The sequence below is a fragment of the Serratia sp. 22278 genome, from assembly GCF_052045405.1.
GTDB classification, from domain to species: Bacteria; Pseudomonadota; Gammaproteobacteria; order Enterobacterales; family Enterobacteriaceae; genus Serratia; species Serratia marcescens.
The window spans coordinates 1-16429 of the sequence record NZ_JBQEOW010000015.1 but is presented as its reverse complement, the minus strand read 5'-3'; the positions used below and the strand labels follow the sequence as shown (position 1 = coordinate 16429).

Annotated in this window: 15 protein-coding genes; 8 read left to right on the top strand and 7 right to left on the bottom strand. The window is 60.1% G+C overall.

The annotated features are described in order from the left end of the window. Window positions 1–8 precede the first annotated feature (8 nt). Window positions 9–605 carry a transcriptional regulator BetI gene (betI, locus tag ACTJJ6_RS20820; protein WP_033639489.1) on the bottom strand — a complete coding sequence of 199 codons (597 nt, stop codon included), beginning with the start codon at window positions 603–605 and terminating at the stop codon, window positions 9–11. A 158-nt stretch (window positions 606–763) separates the two neighbouring features. On the opposite strand from betI, the gene ACTJJ6_RS20815 reads away from it, so the two are divergent. Next, window positions 764–2308 (top strand): BCCT family transporter, encoded by a 1545-nt coding sequence (locus tag ACTJJ6_RS20815; protein ID WP_033639490.1) that lies wholly within the window; start codon window positions 764–766, stop codon window positions 2306–2308. Window positions 2309–2314: 6 nt separating this feature from the next. On the opposite strand, the gene ACTJJ6_RS20810 is transcribed toward ACTJJ6_RS20815, so the two are convergent. Both ACTJJ6_RS20810 and ACTJJ6_RS20805 read right to left on the bottom strand, forming a co-directional pair. After that, window positions 2315–2746 (bottom strand): VOC family protein, encoded by a 432-nt coding sequence (locus ACTJJ6_RS20810; protein ID WP_016929947.1) that lies wholly within the window; start codon window positions 2744–2746, stop codon window positions 2315–2317. Window positions 2747–2904: 158 nt separating this feature from the next. Continuing rightward, entirely contained in the window at window positions 2905–3822 is a 918-nt protein-coding gene (locus tag ACTJJ6_RS20805; protein ID WP_004931740.1) for a TIGR03571 family LLM class oxidoreductase, read from the bottom strand. Between the two features lie 717 nt (window positions 3823–4539). On the opposite strand from ACTJJ6_RS20805, the gene ACTJJ6_RS20800 reads away from it, so the two are divergent. Both ACTJJ6_RS20800 and ACTJJ6_RS20795 read left to right on the top strand, forming a co-directional pair. After that, on the top strand, window positions 4540–5757 hold the full coding sequence (locus ACTJJ6_RS20800; protein WP_079450546.1) for an MFS transporter: 1218 nt from the start codon (window positions 4540–4542) through the stop codon (window positions 5755–5757). Between the two features lie 36 nt (window positions 5758–5793). Next, window positions 5794–6603 (top strand): MoaF C-terminal domain-containing protein, encoded by an 810-nt coding sequence (locus ACTJJ6_RS20795; RefSeq protein ID WP_016929945.1) that lies wholly within the window; start codon window positions 5794–5796, stop codon window positions 6601–6603. A 1-nt stretch (window position 6604) separates the two neighbouring features. On the opposite strand, the gene lldD is transcribed toward ACTJJ6_RS20795, so the two are convergent. The 3 genes from lldD to ACTJJ6_RS20780 all read right to left on the bottom strand — a co-directional run bounded on the left by lldD (window position 6605) and on the right by ACTJJ6_RS20780 (window position 10614). Beyond that, entirely contained in the window at window positions 6605–7744 is a 1140-nt protein-coding gene (gene lldD, locus ACTJJ6_RS20790) for an FMN-dependent L-lactate dehydrogenase LldD (protein WP_033632193.1), read from the bottom strand. A 42-nt stretch (window positions 7745–7786) separates the two neighbouring features. Continuing rightward, the gene (locus ACTJJ6_RS20785) at window positions 7787–9370 is read right to left on the bottom strand and encodes an L-lactate permease (RefSeq protein WP_420276703.1); all 1584 of its coding nucleotides are present in this window, start codon (window positions 9368–9370) and stop codon (window positions 7787–7789) included. A 323-nt stretch (window positions 9371–9693) separates the two neighbouring features. Further along, on the bottom strand, window positions 9694–10614 hold the full coding sequence (locus ACTJJ6_RS20780) for a LysR family transcriptional regulator (protein WP_016929942.1): 921 nt from the start codon (window positions 10612–10614) through the stop codon (window positions 9694–9696). A gap of 178 nt (window positions 10615–10792) precedes the next feature. Between ACTJJ6_RS20780 and ACTJJ6_RS20775 the strand changes: the two genes are divergently transcribed. The 3 genes from ACTJJ6_RS20775 (at window position 10793) to ACTJJ6_RS20765 (ending at window position 13138) form a co-directional block, all read left to right on the top strand. Beyond that, a complete protein-coding gene (locus tag ACTJJ6_RS20775; protein ID WP_060445383.1) occupies window positions 10793–12445 on the top strand; it encodes a multidrug ABC transporter permease/ATP-binding protein in 1653 nt (550 codons plus the stop codon). A 388-nt stretch (window positions 12446–12833) separates the two neighbouring features. Then, window positions 12834–12947, top strand: coding sequence for a YmiA family putative membrane protein (locus ACTJJ6_RS20770; RefSeq protein WP_049232362.1), 114 nt, complete (start codon window positions 12834–12836; stop codon window positions 12945–12947). 23 nt (window positions 12948–12970) lie between these two features. Beyond that, on the top strand, window positions 12971–13138 hold the full coding sequence (locus ACTJJ6_RS20765) for a hypothetical protein (protein ID WP_016929940.1): 168 nt from the start codon (window positions 12971–12973) through the stop codon (window positions 13136–13138). Here ACTJJ6_RS20765 and ACTJJ6_RS20760 read toward each other — a convergent pair. Then, on the bottom strand, window positions 13131–14351 hold the full coding sequence (locus ACTJJ6_RS20760) for a CynX/NimT family MFS transporter (RefSeq protein ID WP_028127676.1): 1221 nt from the start codon (window positions 14349–14351) through the stop codon (window positions 13131–13133). The two genes, ACTJJ6_RS20765 and ACTJJ6_RS20760, sit on opposite strands and share 8 nt — an antisense overlap. Window positions 14352–14853: 502 nt before the next feature. On the opposite strand from ACTJJ6_RS20760, the gene agaR reads away from it, so the two are divergent. Then, a complete protein-coding gene (gene agaR / locus ACTJJ6_RS20755) occupies window positions 14854–15627 on the top strand; it encodes a transcriptional repressor AgaR (RefSeq protein WP_004931804.1) in 774 nt (257 codons plus the stop codon). Between the two features lie 23 nt (window positions 15628–15650). Then, window positions 15651–16429, top strand: a 779-nt coding sequence (locus ACTJJ6_RS20750) for a class II D-tagatose-bisphosphate aldolase non-catalytic subunit (protein WP_440827428.1), incomplete at its 3' end; no start/stop codon positions are given.

The following is a 16429-nucleotide window of genomic DNA, read 5'->3' as shown; positions in this document are numbered from 1 at the left end:
GTTCACGTTCACCCCTGCTGCTGGGCGGCGTTGAGCCGCTGCGCCACGTAGTCGCAGGCGATGCGGCAGTCCTGTTTTAGGTCTGTCTCGTCGCCGGCCAGGCTGCCGCGCAGCCAAAGCCCATCGATCATCGCCGCCAGCCCGCGCGCCGCGTCGCGCGCCTGCTGCAGCGGCAGCTCGCGGCGGAACTGGCTGCAAATATTGGAATAGAGCCGCCGATCGTTGGCGCGCTGCAGGCGGCGCAGCACCGGCTGATGCATGCTGGCGGCCCAGAAGTCGAGCCAGGCGCGCATGGACACGGCGTTGGTTTGGCTGGGGTGGAAGTTGCCCTGGATAATGGCGAACAGCTGTGACTGGCTGTCGCTCGCCGCTTGCGCGCGGCACTCGGCCACCGCGTCGCGCAGATCGCGCAGGATCTTGCGCATGGTGGCGCTCAGCAACCCCTCTTTATCGCCAAAATAGTGGCTGACGATGCCGGTCGACAGCCCGGCTTCTTTCGCCACCTGAGACAGGGTGACGCCGGCCAGCCCGACGACGTTTATGGTCTCGAAGGCGGCGTTAATCAACTGCTCCTTGCGCTGCTCAGGAATGTCTCTGCGGTACATATTTTCCCCAACTGATAGGCAAATCACACTTTGAATTTGATTGATTGAACGGTCAATCAATACTCTATATGCTGCGAAAATGTCAAATAAATGACGATAGAATGTTAATTAAAAGTTGCATTTAAATCGTCTGTCTTTCGCATCATGGAAGCCTGCCAATGACAACAAAAACTCCTCCATCGCTTGACGAAGAACCTGTCAGATTGAATGTTCCGGTATTTTTCGGCTCGGCGGCGGTGATCCTGCTGCTGGGATCGCTGGTCGTGCTGTTTCCCGCCGCCAGCAAACAGTGGTTGAACGCCGCGCAAAGCTGGGTTGCCGACGTGTTCGGCTGGTACTACATGCTGTTGATGGTCGCCTGCATGGTGTTCGTCTTCTGGCTGGCGCTGTCGCGCTTCGGCCATATTCGCCTCAGCCAGGATGACGAACCGCCGCAGTTCAGCTATCCCTCGTGGGTGGCGATGCTGTTCTCGTCGGGCATCGGCATTGCGCTGGTGTACTACGGCGCCTACGAACCGCTGGATCACTTCTTGTCGCCACCGGAAGGCAGCGGCGGCACCGTGCAGGCGGCGCGGCAGGCGATGGCGCTGACCTTTTTGCACTGGGGGCTGCACGGTTGGGCGCTGTATGCGCTGATCGCCACCGCGCTGGCCTATTTCGCCTATTGCCGCGGCCTGCCGTTGGCGCTGCGCTCTGCGTTATACCCGATCTTCGGCGAGCGCATCCACGGCGGCGCCGGCCATCTCGTGGACAGTTTCGGCATTCTGGTGACGGTGATTTCGATGGTGACCAACCTGGGGATCGGCGCGCTGCTGGTGAACTCGGGGCTGTTTTATCTGTTCGACATTCCGCAAAGCACCGGCGTGCTGCTGGCGCTGATCGTGGTGATGATGGTGGTGGCCACGCTGGCGGCGGTCACCGGCGTCGAGAAGGGCATTGCCATGCTGTCGAACATCAACGTCGGCTTCCTGTGCCTGTTGCTGCTGTTCGTGTTTCTGGCCGGCCCGACGCTGAATCTGCTCAACGGCATGTTGCAGAACCTTGGCGATTATCTCACTTCGCTGGTCAGCCGCAGCTTCGATATGTATCTGTACGGCAAGGCGCGCCAGTGGCAGGGCGCCTGGACGTTGTTCTATTGGGCCTGGTGGGTGGCGTGGGCGCCGTTTGTCGGGCTGTTCATCGCGCGCATTTCCAAAGGGCGCACCATTCGTGAACTGATCTTCGGCGTGTTGCTGATCCCGTTGGGCTTCACGCTGGCGTGGCTGTCGATCTTCGGCAATACCGCCATCAGCCTGGTGTTGGAAGGCGGGCAGGCGATCCTCGGGCAGGTGGCGCAAAGCGATCCGCCGATGGCGGTGTTCAAGCTGTTCGAATACCTGCCCTATACCCAGCTGACCGCCGGTTTTGTGGTGGCGATCAGTTTCGTGCTGTTCCTGACGCCGGTCGATTCCGGCACGCTGATGATAGCGAACCTCTCCTGCCAGGGCGGTTCCGCCCACGATGACGCGCCGGCCTGGCTGCGGGTATTTTGGGCGGCGGTCACCACGTTGATCTGCGCCGGGTTGCTGTACGCCGGCAGTTTCAGCGCGATGCAGACTGCGGTGGTGCTGTGCGGCCTGCCGTTCTCGGCGGTGATCGTGTTGTACATGGTCAGCCTGCGCAAGGATCTGCGCGGTTACGCCATGACGCCGGCGCTCCCCTGAGGCGGTTTATTCGTCCGCGCGCGGCCGGTGATGCACGTATTCGATAATCGTGCCGTCCGGCAGGCGGGCATTGAAACAGGCGCCGGTGGGCACTTCCACCGGGCCAAAGAAGATATCGGCTCCGGCGGCCAGCAGCCGCTGATGGTAGGGATAAATGTCATCGACCAGCAATGTGCCGACGGTGCTGCGGAAAGGGCGCAGGCTTTCTTCCGAGCCTTCCAGGATCAGAAACGGCCCCACCGCCGCCAGCACCAGCCGATGCGCGGGAAAGTCGAAACGCATATCCGCTTCCACGCCGTGCAGCTGCTCGTAAAACGCGATGGCGCGGTCGATCTCGCCTTCGTCGACGTAGACCCGGATCAGCACGCGCGGCACGCGCAGCGATGAAGAGTCGGCGGTTTTGCGCCAAAAGCCCGCTTCTGTCAGTTTTGCCGTCATTGCTCATTCCTCATGGTGGCTCGTTTCCCCGTCATCATGCCGCCGTTTGGCCGCAGGGATTAGACTGAGTTGTTATGAACCAGCAGCGGCGGAAATAAAAAAGCCCCGGTAACGGGGCAAAGACCAGCTCAGGTCGGAATAGCGGGCTAAAGCGGGCGTCAGGCGCGATGGAATTCCGGCAACACCAGTTGACCGATCTCCTGCATCGTCTCTTCCAGCGGCCGCTGGTTACGGCGGAAATGCAGGCCGATGTGGTTGACCCCGGCGTCACGCATGGCGCTCAGTTCCTGAATCAATCCATTACGGCCGCTCTTGATGCCGAAGCGATGGCGCTGAATCGGCGCGTCGGCGTTATCGGTGAGGTCGAGATGAATAAAGCTGACGTAGGGCTTGTCACCGGCTACGTTACGCCAGAGTTTGACTCGCGAAACGTGGTCCGCAGGCGTGCCGGGATACGACAGCCAGCCATCCATATTTTTGCCCACCCACTCGGGCGTTTGCTGCGCCAACCCGGCGACCAGCAGCGGCGGCGGCGGCGTGGCCGGCAGCAGGCGCAATCCAGGCTGGAGCGCGCTGTCGGCTTCCCCTTTGAGAATGCCGACGCTGGTGCGGAAGTTTTCACCGCGCGCGGCGTAATCGGCGCCGAACAGCGGGTACTCCACGGGGCGATCGCCGCTGGCGACGCCGAGCAGCAGACGATCGCCGCTCAGCGTTTGCAGCGTGGAAGCCGCTTTGCGCACCAGCCACGGCTGGCGCAGCGGCAGCACCACGGCCGCGGTGCCCAGCAGAATATTGCGCGTCAGGCTGGACAGGTAGCCGAGGTAGGTAAAGGTCTCAAACACCTGCGCGGCGTCGCCGAAGTCCGGATCGTACAGCGGCACGTCGCGAACCCAGGCGGCGCGAAAGCCGAGCTCATCGGCCAGCTTGATGCGCGCAGCATGTTCGCTCATGTCCGGCACGCCGAACGGTCGCCCGTCCTGCTGGCGTTTCAGCTGCCCGCTGGTGGACCAATCGTTGTCCAGCGGCAACTCGATGCCGATGGAAAGCGGCTCCCGGGTTAGTCTTTCGATGCTCATGTGTCACTCCGTCTCAGGCCTTGCGGCGCGGTGTCGAACGATGGCCCGAAGTGTTGCATGGCGCTAAATTGAGATAAACAGCCCTAATCGCAATAGATAATTGCTGTTGCGAGCATAATTGCTTTGCAGGATACGGCATGATTGCCGTGATTTACGTCACGCTCTGCGCTTTTGCTATTGTCCAGATGAAATTATGTAACCCTGCCAATAGCCTTTCCCTCATAAGAGTTAGTTTGTTGTGCGGAAATAAAATAAAACTAAATGATTCAATAGATAAAAGTAAAACTGAATATTCCCCAGCGTTCATTCAATACGGATAAAAAATTAATAAGCCTGAAGAGTGATCGTTGAGATTATTCGGGAATGGCGTGGAAATAGGCATTTTTAACCGAAGAAAAATACCCGTTATTATTTTATTGTCTGTAAAAACAGAGGGGTAAAATATCTTTTTGTGATAATGCGATTTTGAAATAGTACCGAATAAAAACTTCATTCGTCTCTAAGAAAGCGCCGGTTGACAGACCGCCGGCTTACGATAATTTTATGTCATTAACATGTTAATGAGTTGTTGTCGTGACGGAGGGCCAATATCTCTCTTGGCCGTGCGCTTAACACACTTATGCCATGGCGGCTTGCCATTCATAAGTTAACTTATGGACACATGACGCTATGAATACATCGCCAGAGCCTCGCAGCGCATTAAGTGAAGAGAACCGGTTGCTGATTATTTTATTTTTCGTTTTCGGCTGTGTGTTCGTCGATCGTCTGACCATCTCGTTTCTGTTTCCGATGATTGCCGCCGACCTCAAGCTCAGCAACGTGCATCTCGGCACCCTGTCGGCGGTGCTGGCGTTAACCTGGGCGCTGTCTGGCGCCGGGCTGGGGGCGATAGCCGATCGTTTTAATATCCGTAAACCGATGCTGATCTTGTCGATCCTGGTGTTTTCGCTGTTCTCCGCGCTGTCGGGGTTGGTCAGCGGCTTTGCCATGCTATTGATCTTCCGAGCGTTGATGGGGATCGCCGAAGGGCCGGTATTGCCGATCGCACAGTCGTTGATGGTGGAAAAATCGCAGCCGCAGCGCCGCGGTTTCAACATGGGATTGATCCAGGGCGCGGCGCCGGGGCTGCTGGGCGGCATTATCGCGCCGCCGCTGATCATCTATCTGGCGCAGAAGTGGGGCTGGAGCATGGCGTTTCACCTGACCGCCGTGCCGGGCATCATTCTGGCGTGGCTGATCTATCGCTATGTGAACGGCAAGAAGGATCCCGCTTTCAGCGCCCCGCCGGCGGTCGACAAGGCGGCGAACAAAGGTGCTTACGGCGAGCTGTTCAAAATCAAGAACGTGGCGCTGTGCATTCTGATCTCCTGCGTGTTCGTCACCTGGTTCATGATCATCATTACCTTCACCCCCAACTTTTTGGTGACCGACCGCGGCTTCGGCGAAGGCACGATGGGCGGCATCATGAGCGCCATCGGCGCCGCCTGGGTCTTCTGGGGCGTGGCGGTGCCGGCGATTTCCGATCGCTTCGGCCGCAAGCCGACGCTGATCTTCTTTTCGCTGCTGGCGGTGTGCTGCCCGCTGTTCCTGAGCTACGTCGATAACCCGTGGCTGCTGGGCGTGCTGGTGTTCCTGTCTTATACCGGCCTTGGCTGTTTCACGCTGTTTATGGCCACCATCCCGTCTGAAACGGTATCGCCGGCTCGCATCGCTACCGCGTTGGGGCTGGTGATGGGGATTGGCGAGGTGATTGGCGGCTGCCTGGCGCCGTTTATCGCCGGGCTGATCGCCGATCGCTACGGGCTGGTCAGCGTGATGTGGCTGGCGGCCGCCGGCGCCGTGTGCGCCGGCGTACTGAGTTGTTTTCTCGATGAAACCGCCCCTGCCGTGGTGAACCGCCGAGCGGTGAAACCGGCGGGCGTCGCCGACGTCTGAGGCGGTTTTCATCCCATTCAATCAAGGAGAGCGAAGATGTCAGCAGAACCATCCGTACTGAATCAAAATGCCGAACCGGACTGGAAGAATTACGACGATTTCGCGCGCGGCATCGATACCAACCGGCTGCCGGGCACTCAGGACTGGCGTGGCAAAACGTTGCAGATCGCCTTTGAAGGCGGCGGGGAAATCACGCTGCGTTTCAGCGCCGATCGGCAGCGGGTGCTGTGGGCCTGGGGCGGGGAGAGCGGCGAGGACGCTTACGAAGAGGTGCAAACCTCCGCCGCGCGCTATTTCTTCAATATTCCGCTGCAGACGCCGGGCAACGAATGCCTGACGCTGGTGCTCAACCGCGACAGCGGCCGGGCGCTGCTGGTGCGCAGCACGTTGCTGCCCGAGCAAACGGTGGAAAAGGGATCTCGCCTCAAGCAAAGCTTCCACGTTGGGCAGATTGCCGGCGTCACGCCGGGCGGCGTCGCGCCGCATCTGACCCGCGAGCTGATCGGTTATCGCACGCTGAATGTCTACAGCCCCAACCACTATTACGAACACTTCTACGTCAACACCGAGCGCTACGCCTGGCAAAACCTGCGCGGCGAACAATTCGGCCACGGCGACATGGACTACGCCACTTACTACAAGTTTGAGGACGAGATGTTCCTGTTCACCTTCCGGGAAAAGATTATCCCGGTGTGCTCGGTGTTCTTCTTCGACTTTGTCTCCGGGCGCTGCACCGGCACCTTCCTCGGGTTGGACGCCGCCGGCCGGGTGTTGGTGTCACCGGCCGGGGCGTTCATCAGCAAGATGAGCTACAACGCCTACCCGGAAGGGGTACAGCCGCTTTGATTCAGGCGTTTCTGACCAGCGATCCGGCGTTGATCTCCGCAATGGTTTTCGCGCCGGTGAGCGTCATGGCGACGCGCATCTCTTTGTCGATCAGATCCAGCAAGTTAGCCACCCCGGCTTCGCCGGCCGCCGCCAGCGCATAGACGAAGGCGCGCCCCAGCAGCACGCTGTCGGCGCCCAGCGCGATCATGCGCACCACGTCCAGGCCGCTGCGGATGCCGGAGTCGGCCAGCAGGGTGATGTCGCCTTTCACCGCGTCAGCGATCGCCGGCATGGCGCGCGCGGTCGACAGCACGCCGTCCAGTTGGCGGCCGCCGTGGTTGGAGACGATGATGCCGTCGGCGCCGAAGCGCACCGCGTCTTTGGCGTCTTCCGGATCCAGAATGCCTTTGATGATCATCGGGCCGTCCCAGAACTCGCGGATCCACTCCAGATCTTTCCAGGAAATCGACGGATCGAAGTTGGCGCCCAGCCAGCCGATGTAATCTTCCAGGCTGGTCGGTTTACCGCGGTAGGCCGAGACGTTGCCCAGGTCGTGCGGCTTGCCGAACAGGCCGACATCCCAGGCCCACTGCGGATGGGTAAACGCCTGCAGCACGCGGCGCAGGGCGGCGTTGGGGCCGCTCATCCCCGAGTGGGCGTCGCGGTAACGGGCGCCGGGCACCGGCATGTCGACGGTAAACACCAGCGTTTTCACGCCGGCGGCTTTGGCGCGCTCCAGCGCGTTGCGCATAAAGCCGCGATCTTTCAGCACGTAGAGCTGGAACCACATCGGCCGATCGATCGCCGGCGCCACCTCTTCGATCGGGCAGACCGACACGGTGGACAGCGTGAACGGGATGCCTTTTTTGGCCGCGGCGCGCGCGGCCTGCACTTCGCCGCGGCGGGCGTACATGCCGGTCAGCCCCACCGGCCCCAGCGCCACCGGCATCGCCAACTGCTCGCCGAACAACGTAGTCTCCAGGCTGAGTTCGGACATATTGCGCAGCACGCGCTGGCGCAAGGCAATATCGGCCAGATCTGCGGTATTGCGCTTCAGCGTATGCTCCGCGTAGGCCCCGCCGTCGATATAGTGAAACAGAAACGGCGGCAGTTTGGCCTGGGCGGCGGCCCGGTAGTCGGTTGACGCGGAGATGATCATAGTGTTTACCTTCTTGTCTTGCTTGCGATAACGAGTGTTCGGTCAGAGCGTGAGGATCGTTGCCATACCGGCCGCAATCCCGCCGTACGCCAGCATCGGCAGTACGGTCTTTCTGATGATTTTGCCTTCGGCGTTGCCGATCCCGAGGATCGAACAGACCGCGATAATGTTGTTCAGGCACACCATGTTGCCCATGGCGCCGCCGACGGACTGCAAGGCCAGCGTCAGGTTGACATCAAGACCGCTGCTCTGGGCGATCGACTGCTGAATGCCGCCGAACGTCAGGTTCGAAACGGTATTGGAGCCGGAGAAGAACGAGCCCAGCGCGCCGAGGAACGACGAGAACAGCAGCCAGCTGTCGCCGGTCAGCGCCGCCAGCGCTTTACCGATCAGGATCACCGGCGCGTTGTCGCCGCCCTGCATCATCAGGTTAACCATCACCAGCGCGCCGAACAGGGCGATAAAGGGCCGCGCGATGCGCCCGCCGGTTTCGCTGAACATTTGCCGCACCTGGCCGCTATTCAGACGGAACAGCGGAATACACAGCAGCACCACCAACAGGAACGGGATCAGCGCCGGGACATACAGCGTTTTGTAGCCGGCGGCGGCGGCGGTGCCCAGCACCTGCTGCAGTTCGACGATCAGCGCCCGGCTGATGCGCAGCTCCCCGAGCCAGCCGAGGTTTTCCTGCCACAGCAGCGCGGTGTTGTTGAGCAGCGCCTTGAGGCCCAACTGGTGGACGCGCGTCACTATCAGAATAGCAATCAGCAGCAGGGTCGGGGTCATGGCCTTGACCACCTGCATGAACGGCACCGCCTGCGCGGCGCTCTGCGGTTTGTCGCCGCGGGCGAGGCCGATGCCACCGCGCGCCAGCAGCACCGACAGTGCCAGGCCGATCGCGCCGCCGACCAGCGCTGGGAACTCATAGTTCACCTGGGCCAACAGCAGATAGGGCAGGGTGCAGCTCAGCACGCTGAGCAGGATAAACGGCAGGTTGCGGCGGATATCCTGCCAGGAAACGATAAAGCGCAGCGCTAGCAGAGGAATGACGAAGCCGGCGACAACGTGGATCAGCGCGGTTTGCCGGCCGATATCCAGCAGGCTGGCGTCCGACAGGCCGAGGTTGGCAAAGCCGAACCAGGTGGGGGTGCCTACGGCGCCGAAGGAGACCGGCACCGAGTTCATCACCAGCGTCAGCAGGGCGACGCGCAGCGGGTTGAAGCCCAGCCCGACCAGAATCGGCGCGGCGATGGCGGCCGGTGTGCCGAAGCCGCTGGCGCCCTCGATCATAAAGGCGAACGCCCAGCCGATAATCATCAGTTGGGCCACGGGATTGGGGCTGATGGTTTCCAGCCAGCGGCGCACCACGTTTTCCGCGCCGCTTACCTGCATCAGTTTGTTGAGCAGGATGGCGCCGGCAATGATGGTGATCGGCGTCAGCGTCGACACCAGCGCGGTGATGATATTGGCATGCAGCAGCCGCAGCGAGGCATCGAACCACAGGAGCTGTACGGCATACACCACGGCGGCCGTCAGCGGCAGGGCGAGGTAAGAGGGCACGCCATTCCTTTTAGTCATCATCCAAATCAGCAGGATGATGGGCGCAATACTGAAAAGCAGGGGCATAAGATCCTCAGGGTTATTATTTTTATGGGCAGAGAGATGTAGCTGAAAGGTTAATTACCGCAACATTTTCATTCTAATCACAACGTTGGCGATGATGCCATGCGGTAATTTTTTAACATCGGCGAACGGCGTCGGGACAGGGAAAAACGCCGGTAGAAGGGGTTAAATTAATTGATTTAAAATCAGCATGATAGGGAGTGTTGATGTGCGATAAGTGCGCGAGCTCACATTAATTAGGCAGTAATGTTCAATAGATTATGTCCAAAAATGCCGTAATCCCCGCGGTCTTTTGCGGTAGCGGGGAAATAATCCGAGAGGAAAACTCAAAAATAATGGCTGATATTTTGGTAGGAACCGATGATATGTTCGATCAGCAGACGGGTTTTTAACGGCAGATTGCGGGTGTAAGGATAAACGGCGTAAATGCCCAGCACTTTGCCGCAGTGGCCGGCCAGGATCTCCGTCAGTTTACCGTCCTGCAAATCTTCATACACCATGCAGCGCGGCACCATGGCGATGCCGTGGCCGCCGATCACCGCTTTGCGGATCGCCCGCGCATTGTTGGCCGACAGGTTGCCGTTAACCTGCAGCTCGTAGATGTCGTTGCGCCCCGGCCGCTTCATCAGCCAGTTGGCGGTGCCGCTCTCTTGGTAGGTGTAGGTCAGGCAGTTGTGGCTCAGCAGATCGTCGGCGCTGCGCGGTTCCGGGTGGCTTTCCAGGTAGCCCGGCGAGCAGACGATCACCCAGCGGGAATCGAAGATCGGCCGGGCAATCAGGCTGGAGTCCGGCATGGTCCCGGTACGGATCGCCAGATCGATGCCTTCTTCCACCAGATCGACGAAGCGGTTTTCCAGCCGCATTTCGACCTTCAGGCTGGGATGCAGGGCGCAAAATTCCGCCACGCTTTCGCTCAGCAGCAGCTCGCCCGAAATGGTCGGCACCGACATGCGGATGGTGCCGGTCAACTCTTCGCTCTTTTCGCTGACGGCGTACAGCGCCTCCTGCACTTTGGCGCCGATCTCTTTGGCCTGCTGGTAGAGCGCCTGGCCGCTTTCGGTCAGCGTCAGGCTGCGGGTGGTGCGGTACAACAGGCGGGCGCCCAGCGATTTTTCCAACCGCCCGATGCGTTTGCTGACCACCGAGCTGGTGATGCCGGCGCTCTCCGCGGCTTTGCTGAACGAGCCGCAGTCGACAATCAGGGCAAACAGAATCAGGTCGTTGGCGTATTCGTGAGTCGCGAGCATAATCGGCTGTTCTCTTCAGCGGCAAGTGGCGCCAGTGTAAGTCTCTCGTTTCAATAAGCAATCATCAAAATGCCCTTGGCGTCGAAATCAGAGGCTGCGCGAGCAATGAGAATTCGTCTTGATCTCATTCTCGCGCCGCTTACAATGCCTGCCAGATCGCGACTTCAGAGGTTTTTTCATGGAACTGCTACGGGTGGTTTATCACCAGTATCGTTGGCCATTTCTGGCGGTTATGGCATTGACCATGACCAGCGCCGGCTTGGGCATCGGTATCATTGCGTTTATCAATCAATACCTGATGGACGCCGGCGGCGATGCATTGGCTGTGCTGCCGATGTTTCTCGCCCTGCTGGCATTGCTGATGGCGGTCACGCTGGGATCGCAATTGGCGCTGACGACATTGGGCCATTACTTCGTCTACCGCCTGCGTGGGCAGTTAGTGAAGCGCATCCTGGATACCGATATTGAACGCCTTGAACAGTTAGGCAGCGCCTCATTGTTGGCCAGCCTCTCCAGCGATGTCCGCAATATCACCGTCGCCTTCGTGCGCTTGCCCGAACTGGTGCAAGGGGTGATTTTAACCCTGGGGTCGGCGGCCTATCTGGGGTGGCTATCGCCGAAAATGCTGGCGGTGACGGCGGTGTGGGTCGCCGTCACCGTGGTGGGCAGCGGCTGCCTGGTCTCGCGGGTTTATCGCCATATGGCCAGTTTGCGCGAGTCGGAAGAGCGCCTCTATCATCATTACGAATCGGTGATTGACGGTCGCAAGGAACTGACGTTAAACCGCAAGCGAGCGCAGGCGCTGTACGAACAGACCTATCAACCCGATGCGCAAGCTTACCGCCACCATATCATTCGCGCCGATACCTTCCATTTGAGTGCGCTCAACTGGTCAAATATCATGATGTTGGGGGCGATCGGACTGGTGTTCTTTATGGCTAACAGCCTGGGATGGGCGGACTCGGCGGTGGCCGCCACGTATTCCCTGACGCTGCTGTTCTTGCGCACGCCATTACTGCAGGCGGTCGGGGCGTTTCCGACGCTGGTCAGCGCCGAAGTCGCCTTCAACAAGCTGAAGACGCTGCGCCTGGCCGAGTACCAACCGGCGTTTCCTGCCGCCGCAGGCCGTTCCTGGCAGACGCTGGAGCTGCGCGACGTGGTTTTTCACTATGCCGATACGGAGCAACAGCCCGGTTTTGCCGTCGGGCCGCTTAATCTGACGCTGCGGCGTGGCGAGCTGGTCTTTTTGATCGGCGGCAACGGCAGCGGCAAGTCAACGCTGGCGATGCTGTTGACCGGGTTGTACCGGCCGGTGAGCGGGCACATCGTTCTGGATGGCGTCGCACAGACCGCGGCGGATATGCCGGGCTATCGTCGGCTGTTTTCGGCGATTTTCACCGATTTTCATCAGTTCGATCGTTTGCAAGGGCCGGAAGGCGGCGAGCCCGATGCGGAACTGGTCGCCGGCTGGCTCGAGCGGTTGAATATGAAAAGCAAACTGCAGTTCGACGGCGCCAGGGTGACCAACCCGCAACTGTCGCAGGGGCAGCGCAAGCGTCTGGCTTTGCTACTGGCCGTGGCGGAACAGCGCGATATCTTGCTGTTGGATGAATGGGCCGCGGATCAGGATCCGCAATTCCGGCGCATTTTCTATCGCGAGCTGTTGCCAGAACTGCGCGCGCTGGGCAAAACGGTGTTTGCCATCAGCCATGACGATCACTATTTCGAACACGCCGATCGGCTGCTTGAGATGCGCTCGGGTCATTTACGTGAGCTGACCGGCAGCGAGCGTGAACACGCCAGCCGGGATTCCGTCAGCAGAATCGGTTAACTCACACCGGCCCGAGCGAGACTAAAGCGGGCCGGTGCTTCTCTCCGCATGATCCCAGTACGTCGCTTCATTTTATCCCCCGCCTTCAGCGCTGTCTGTTGCCGATTTGGCTTATGGCCAGTCAAGTAATTGATAGTTGAATTATTTACCAGTGGTTTAATTTTGACCTTTAAAGATATGGCACACTGCACGTTCGTTCGCCTATCAATTCAAGTTATCGCCTGCCGATAACAGTGATATCCACGGTGCCGTTCTTACTGAGGCGGTGATGCAGGTCTATGGCTAGCAGCTGTTTTTTAAATTTCCATAGGAAAAAACGACTTTATCGATCGTTAAAACAGATCGATAATTGTGGTTTGAATGGTTTAATCTATTGGTTGAGGGCGCTGTGGTGAGCAAGGATGGATCTGATATCAAACGTAGAGCATGGCTGTGTGTGTTTATCGGTAGCGGGCTGTTCTGGCTGTTAACCGCCGCCGTGATTTATTGGTTACTGAGTTAGCAGGTTAAGCAGGAAGGCGATTCGTGAACAAAAAGCAGGCTAAAAACCGTGAGGGCGCTGAGCGTCGCGCACAGTCCAAAATTCCGCCGTCATGGGTGCTGAGCGATGAGCAGCGCGCCTTTATTGAAGATTTATGGCAGGACACCGACTCTGAGCCGGCGCGGCCCCCATTGCGCCGCAGCGTTAGCTGATCACGCGGCTGCGGCCGGCCAGCGCGCCGAACAGCATTTGCAAGACGGTCAGGCCCAGCAGGGCGATCAACGGCAAGCGCCAGCCTTCCGTCAGATCGTGCAGCAGGCCGAATAGGGTGGGCCCCAGCGCCGCCAACAGATAACCGACGGATTGCGCCATACCCGACAGCAGCGTCGCCTGATGATGATGCTGACTGCGCAATCCAAAGAACGACAGCGCCAGCACCAGCGAACTCCCCGCCCCCAACCCGGCAAACGTCAGCCACACCAGTGAACTGGCGGGTTGCACCAATAATCCCCCGACGCCGATGAAGATCAGCAGCGAGCTGCCCAACGCTATCGCCCGCTGATCGCGCGCCCGCGGCAAAATCACCACCATGACAAAGTTGGCGACGATCGCCACCACCTGGTAAACGAACAGTTCGAAACCCGCCTGCTGAGCGGAGGTGCCGTGGCTGGCGGCAAAAGCGCTGAACCAGCCGATGATGGTGTAGAAGGCGATCGATTGCAGCCCCATGAACATCGCCACTTGCCAGCCCAGCGCGCTGCCCCAGGGAGAGCGATAGCGTTGCGGCTCCGTCGGCTGCGGCTCCCTAGTGGCGGGAGTGGCGGAGCGCCGCAGTTGCGGCAACCACACCAGCAGCGCCAACAGCGCAGGCAAGCCCCAGCATAACAAGGAGAACCGCCAGCCAAGGTCGGCCAGCGAAGCCAGCGGCACGGCCAGACCGGAAGCGATGGCGGCAACCAGCGACATCACCGCCGCATAGGCGGCGATCATCGCGGCGGCGCGATGTGGGAAATCTCTTTTCACCAGCGTCGGTAGCACTACGTTGGCGAAGGCGATGGCGGCGCCGATCAGGATGCTGCCCGGCCATAGCATGGCGTCTTGCGGCAGGGAGCGCAGGGCGATGCCGCAGATCAGCAGCGCGAGGGCGAGGCCCAGGGTGCGCTCAATACCGATGCGTTTCGCCAGCGCCGGGGTCAACGGCGAGAGGATGGCGAACAGGATCAGCGGCAGCGAATTGATCAGGCCGGCGGCGGTGGCGGACAACGCCAGCTGTTGCTGGATTTGCTCCAGCAGCGGGCCGACGCTGGTCAGGGCGGCGCGCAAATTGGCCGCGATCAGCATAATGCCGACGATAAGCAGAATAGGGCGGTGTAACCGGCGACGCGGGGTCGCGGTGGACGCTGGGGGTGAAGCGGGTTGCGGCATGGGTTCCTCGCACCAAGGCATGCAGTCAATCAGTGCTGCATGGCGTGATGCGTTGATTGACGTTAACGCTTACGTACCGAAAATCGACGGTATCCGATCGCCAGTGTAGGGAAGATGGCTCGTGCTGACAAGGGTACGGCCCGGCGGGATGGCGGCGGTTAATCCCCGCCGGCCGCCGGATAATTGCCATTATGTGATCTTGGTCACTGAGTGAACTAAAAGTCATGGCGCGGAGCGCACCATGCGCCGCTTTCGCTTTCCGTGCAGCCCACGCCTCAGCGCTCCGGGGGTATCGCCCGTCATGGCATTTCACTTTTTCCCCCTTCCGCTTTTGGGCTTTTCGATCCGTTTCGATTCGAAAGGTTTTTTGGCGGTTTTTTTGCTAAAACGGGGCTGTAATCCCGATCACAATTTCATTGCTTTCGCTTTGCTGTAATGCGAGCGCAGTAGAGCGAAAGCCATCTTCTCCCCGGCGATGCCGGAAATCTGAGGACCGCAGCTCATGCCAGTGAATACCGCAAAGCGACGTGAACACATTATCGATCTGTTATGCGAGCACGGCAGCGTGCGCGTGGAACAGCTCAGCAAACAGTTTGCGGTATCCACGGTGACGATCCGCAACGATCTGCGCTTTCTGGAACGAAAAGGGTGTGCGCTGCGCGCTTACGGCGGCGCGATGCTCAATCAGCAATTCGCTTTCGATCGGCCGCTGCGGGACAAAGGGCGGTTGAATCGCGACGTCAAAACGCTGATCGCCAACGCGGCGGCCGGCTATGTGCGCGACGGCGATGCGCTGATCCTCGATTCCGGTTCAACCACCGCGCAGATCGTGCCGTTCCTGAAGGGGCGGCGCGATCTGGTGGTGATGACCAATGCGCTGAACATTGCCTACGAGCTTTCGGGAAACGACGGGGTGGAAGTCATGGTGCTGGGGGGCAGCGTGCGCCGCAACTCTTACTCGCTCTACGGTCCGGCTGCCGAGCAGCAATTGCGTCAGTACCGCTTCGACAAGCTGTTTTTGGGCGTCGACGGGTTCGATCTGAGCGCCGGCATCACCACGCCTCACCCCGGTGAAGCGCACCTCAATCGCGTGATGTGCGAGGTGGCGCGCGAGATTATCGCGGTGGCGGATGCCAGCAAATTTGGTCGCAAGAGCTTTTGCATGATTCGCGAAGCCGGACAAATCCATCGGCTGATCACCGACAGCCGTCTTCCGGACGATTACGAGCGGGCGTTAACCGAGCTGGGCGTGGAGGTCATCATCGCCGATCGGTAGCAGGGCGCCTGCATGGGGGCTTCATGCAGCAGTTGTTACAGCTTGTCGAGCAGCACAAGGCCGGTATGCCGGTCGGGATCTTTTCCGTCTGTTCCGCTCATCCCTGGGTTCTGAAGGCCGCGCTACGGCAGGCCAAAGCCCGCGGCACGCCGGTGTTGGTGGAGGCGACGTCCAACCAGGTCAATCAATTCGGCGGCTATACCGGCCAAACGGCGGCCCAGTTCCGTGATGGGTTGTGGCGTCTGGCGGATGAAGTAGGCCTGGCGCGCGAGCGCGTGTGGCTGGGTGGCGATCATCTGGGGCCAAACGCCTGGCAAGATCGCCCGGCTCAGGAAGCGATGGCGCTGGCGGAAATCTTGATAGACGATTACGTTCGCGCCGGATTTCGCAAAATTCACCTCGATTGTTCCATGTCGTGCGCCGATGATCCCTCGCCCCTGGGGGATGCCACGGTTGCCGAGCGGGCGGCGCGTTTGTGCGCGGTGGCGGAACGCGCCTGGGCGCAGAGCGGCGGCGAAGCGCCGGTCTATGTGATCGGCACCGAGGTGCCGGTGCCGGGCGGCGCGCAGGAGGCGCTGGCGGGTCTGCAGGTCACCACGCCGCAGGCGGTGGCGCAAACGCTGGAAACGCATCGTATCGCCTGGCAAAAAGCCGAGCTGAACGATGCCTGGCAGCGAACTATCGCGCTAGTGGTGCAGCCGGGCGTCGAGTTCGATCACCACAGCGTTGAGCATTACCAACCGCAGCGCGCCGACGCATTGAGCCATTTCATCGAACGGCAGCCGGGCATGATCTATGAAGC

Bases quoted from the DNA above. Each gene is read 5' to 3' on its own strand.
- betI (WP_033639489.1), bottom strand. From the start codon at position 605: ATGTACCGCAGAGACATTCCTGAGCAGCGCAAGGAGCAGTTGATTAAC.
- ACTJJ6_RS20815 (WP_033639490.1), top strand. From the start codon at position 764: ATGACAACAAAAACTCCTCCATCGCTTGACGAAGAACCTGTCAGATTG.
- ACTJJ6_RS20810 (WP_016929947.1), bottom strand. From the start codon at position 2,746: ATGACGGCAAAACTGACAGAAGCGGGCTTTTGGCGCAAAACCGCCGAC.
- ACTJJ6_RS20805 (WP_004931740.1), bottom strand. From the start codon at position 3,822: ATGAGCATCGAAAGACTAACCCGGGAGCCGCTTTCCATCGGCATCGAG.
- ACTJJ6_RS20795 (WP_016929945.1), top strand. From the start codon at position 5,794: ATGTCAGCAGAACCATCCGTACTGAATCAAAATGCCGAACCGGACTGG.
- lldD (WP_033632193.1), bottom strand. From the start codon at position 7,744: ATGATCATCTCCGCGTCAACCGACTACCGGGCCGCCGCCCAGGCCAAA.
- ACTJJ6_RS20785 (WP_420276703.1), bottom strand. From the start codon at position 9,370: ATGCCCCTGCTTTTCAGTATTGCGCCCATCATCCTGCTGATTTGGATG.
- ACTJJ6_RS20780 (WP_016929942.1), bottom strand. From the start codon at position 10,614: ATGCTCGCGACTCACGAATACGCCAACGACCTGATTCTGTTTGCCCTG.
- ACTJJ6_RS20775 (WP_060445383.1), top strand. From the start codon at position 10,793: ATGGAACTGCTACGGGTGGTTTATCACCAGTATCGTTGGCCATTTCTG.
- ACTJJ6_RS20760 (WP_028127676.1), bottom strand. From the start codon at position 14,351: ATGCCGCAACCCGCTTCACCCCCAGCGTCCACCGCGACCCCGCGTCGC.
- agaR (WP_004931804.1), top strand. From the start codon at position 14,854: ATGCCAGTGAATACCGCAAAGCGACGTGAACACATTATCGATCTGTTA.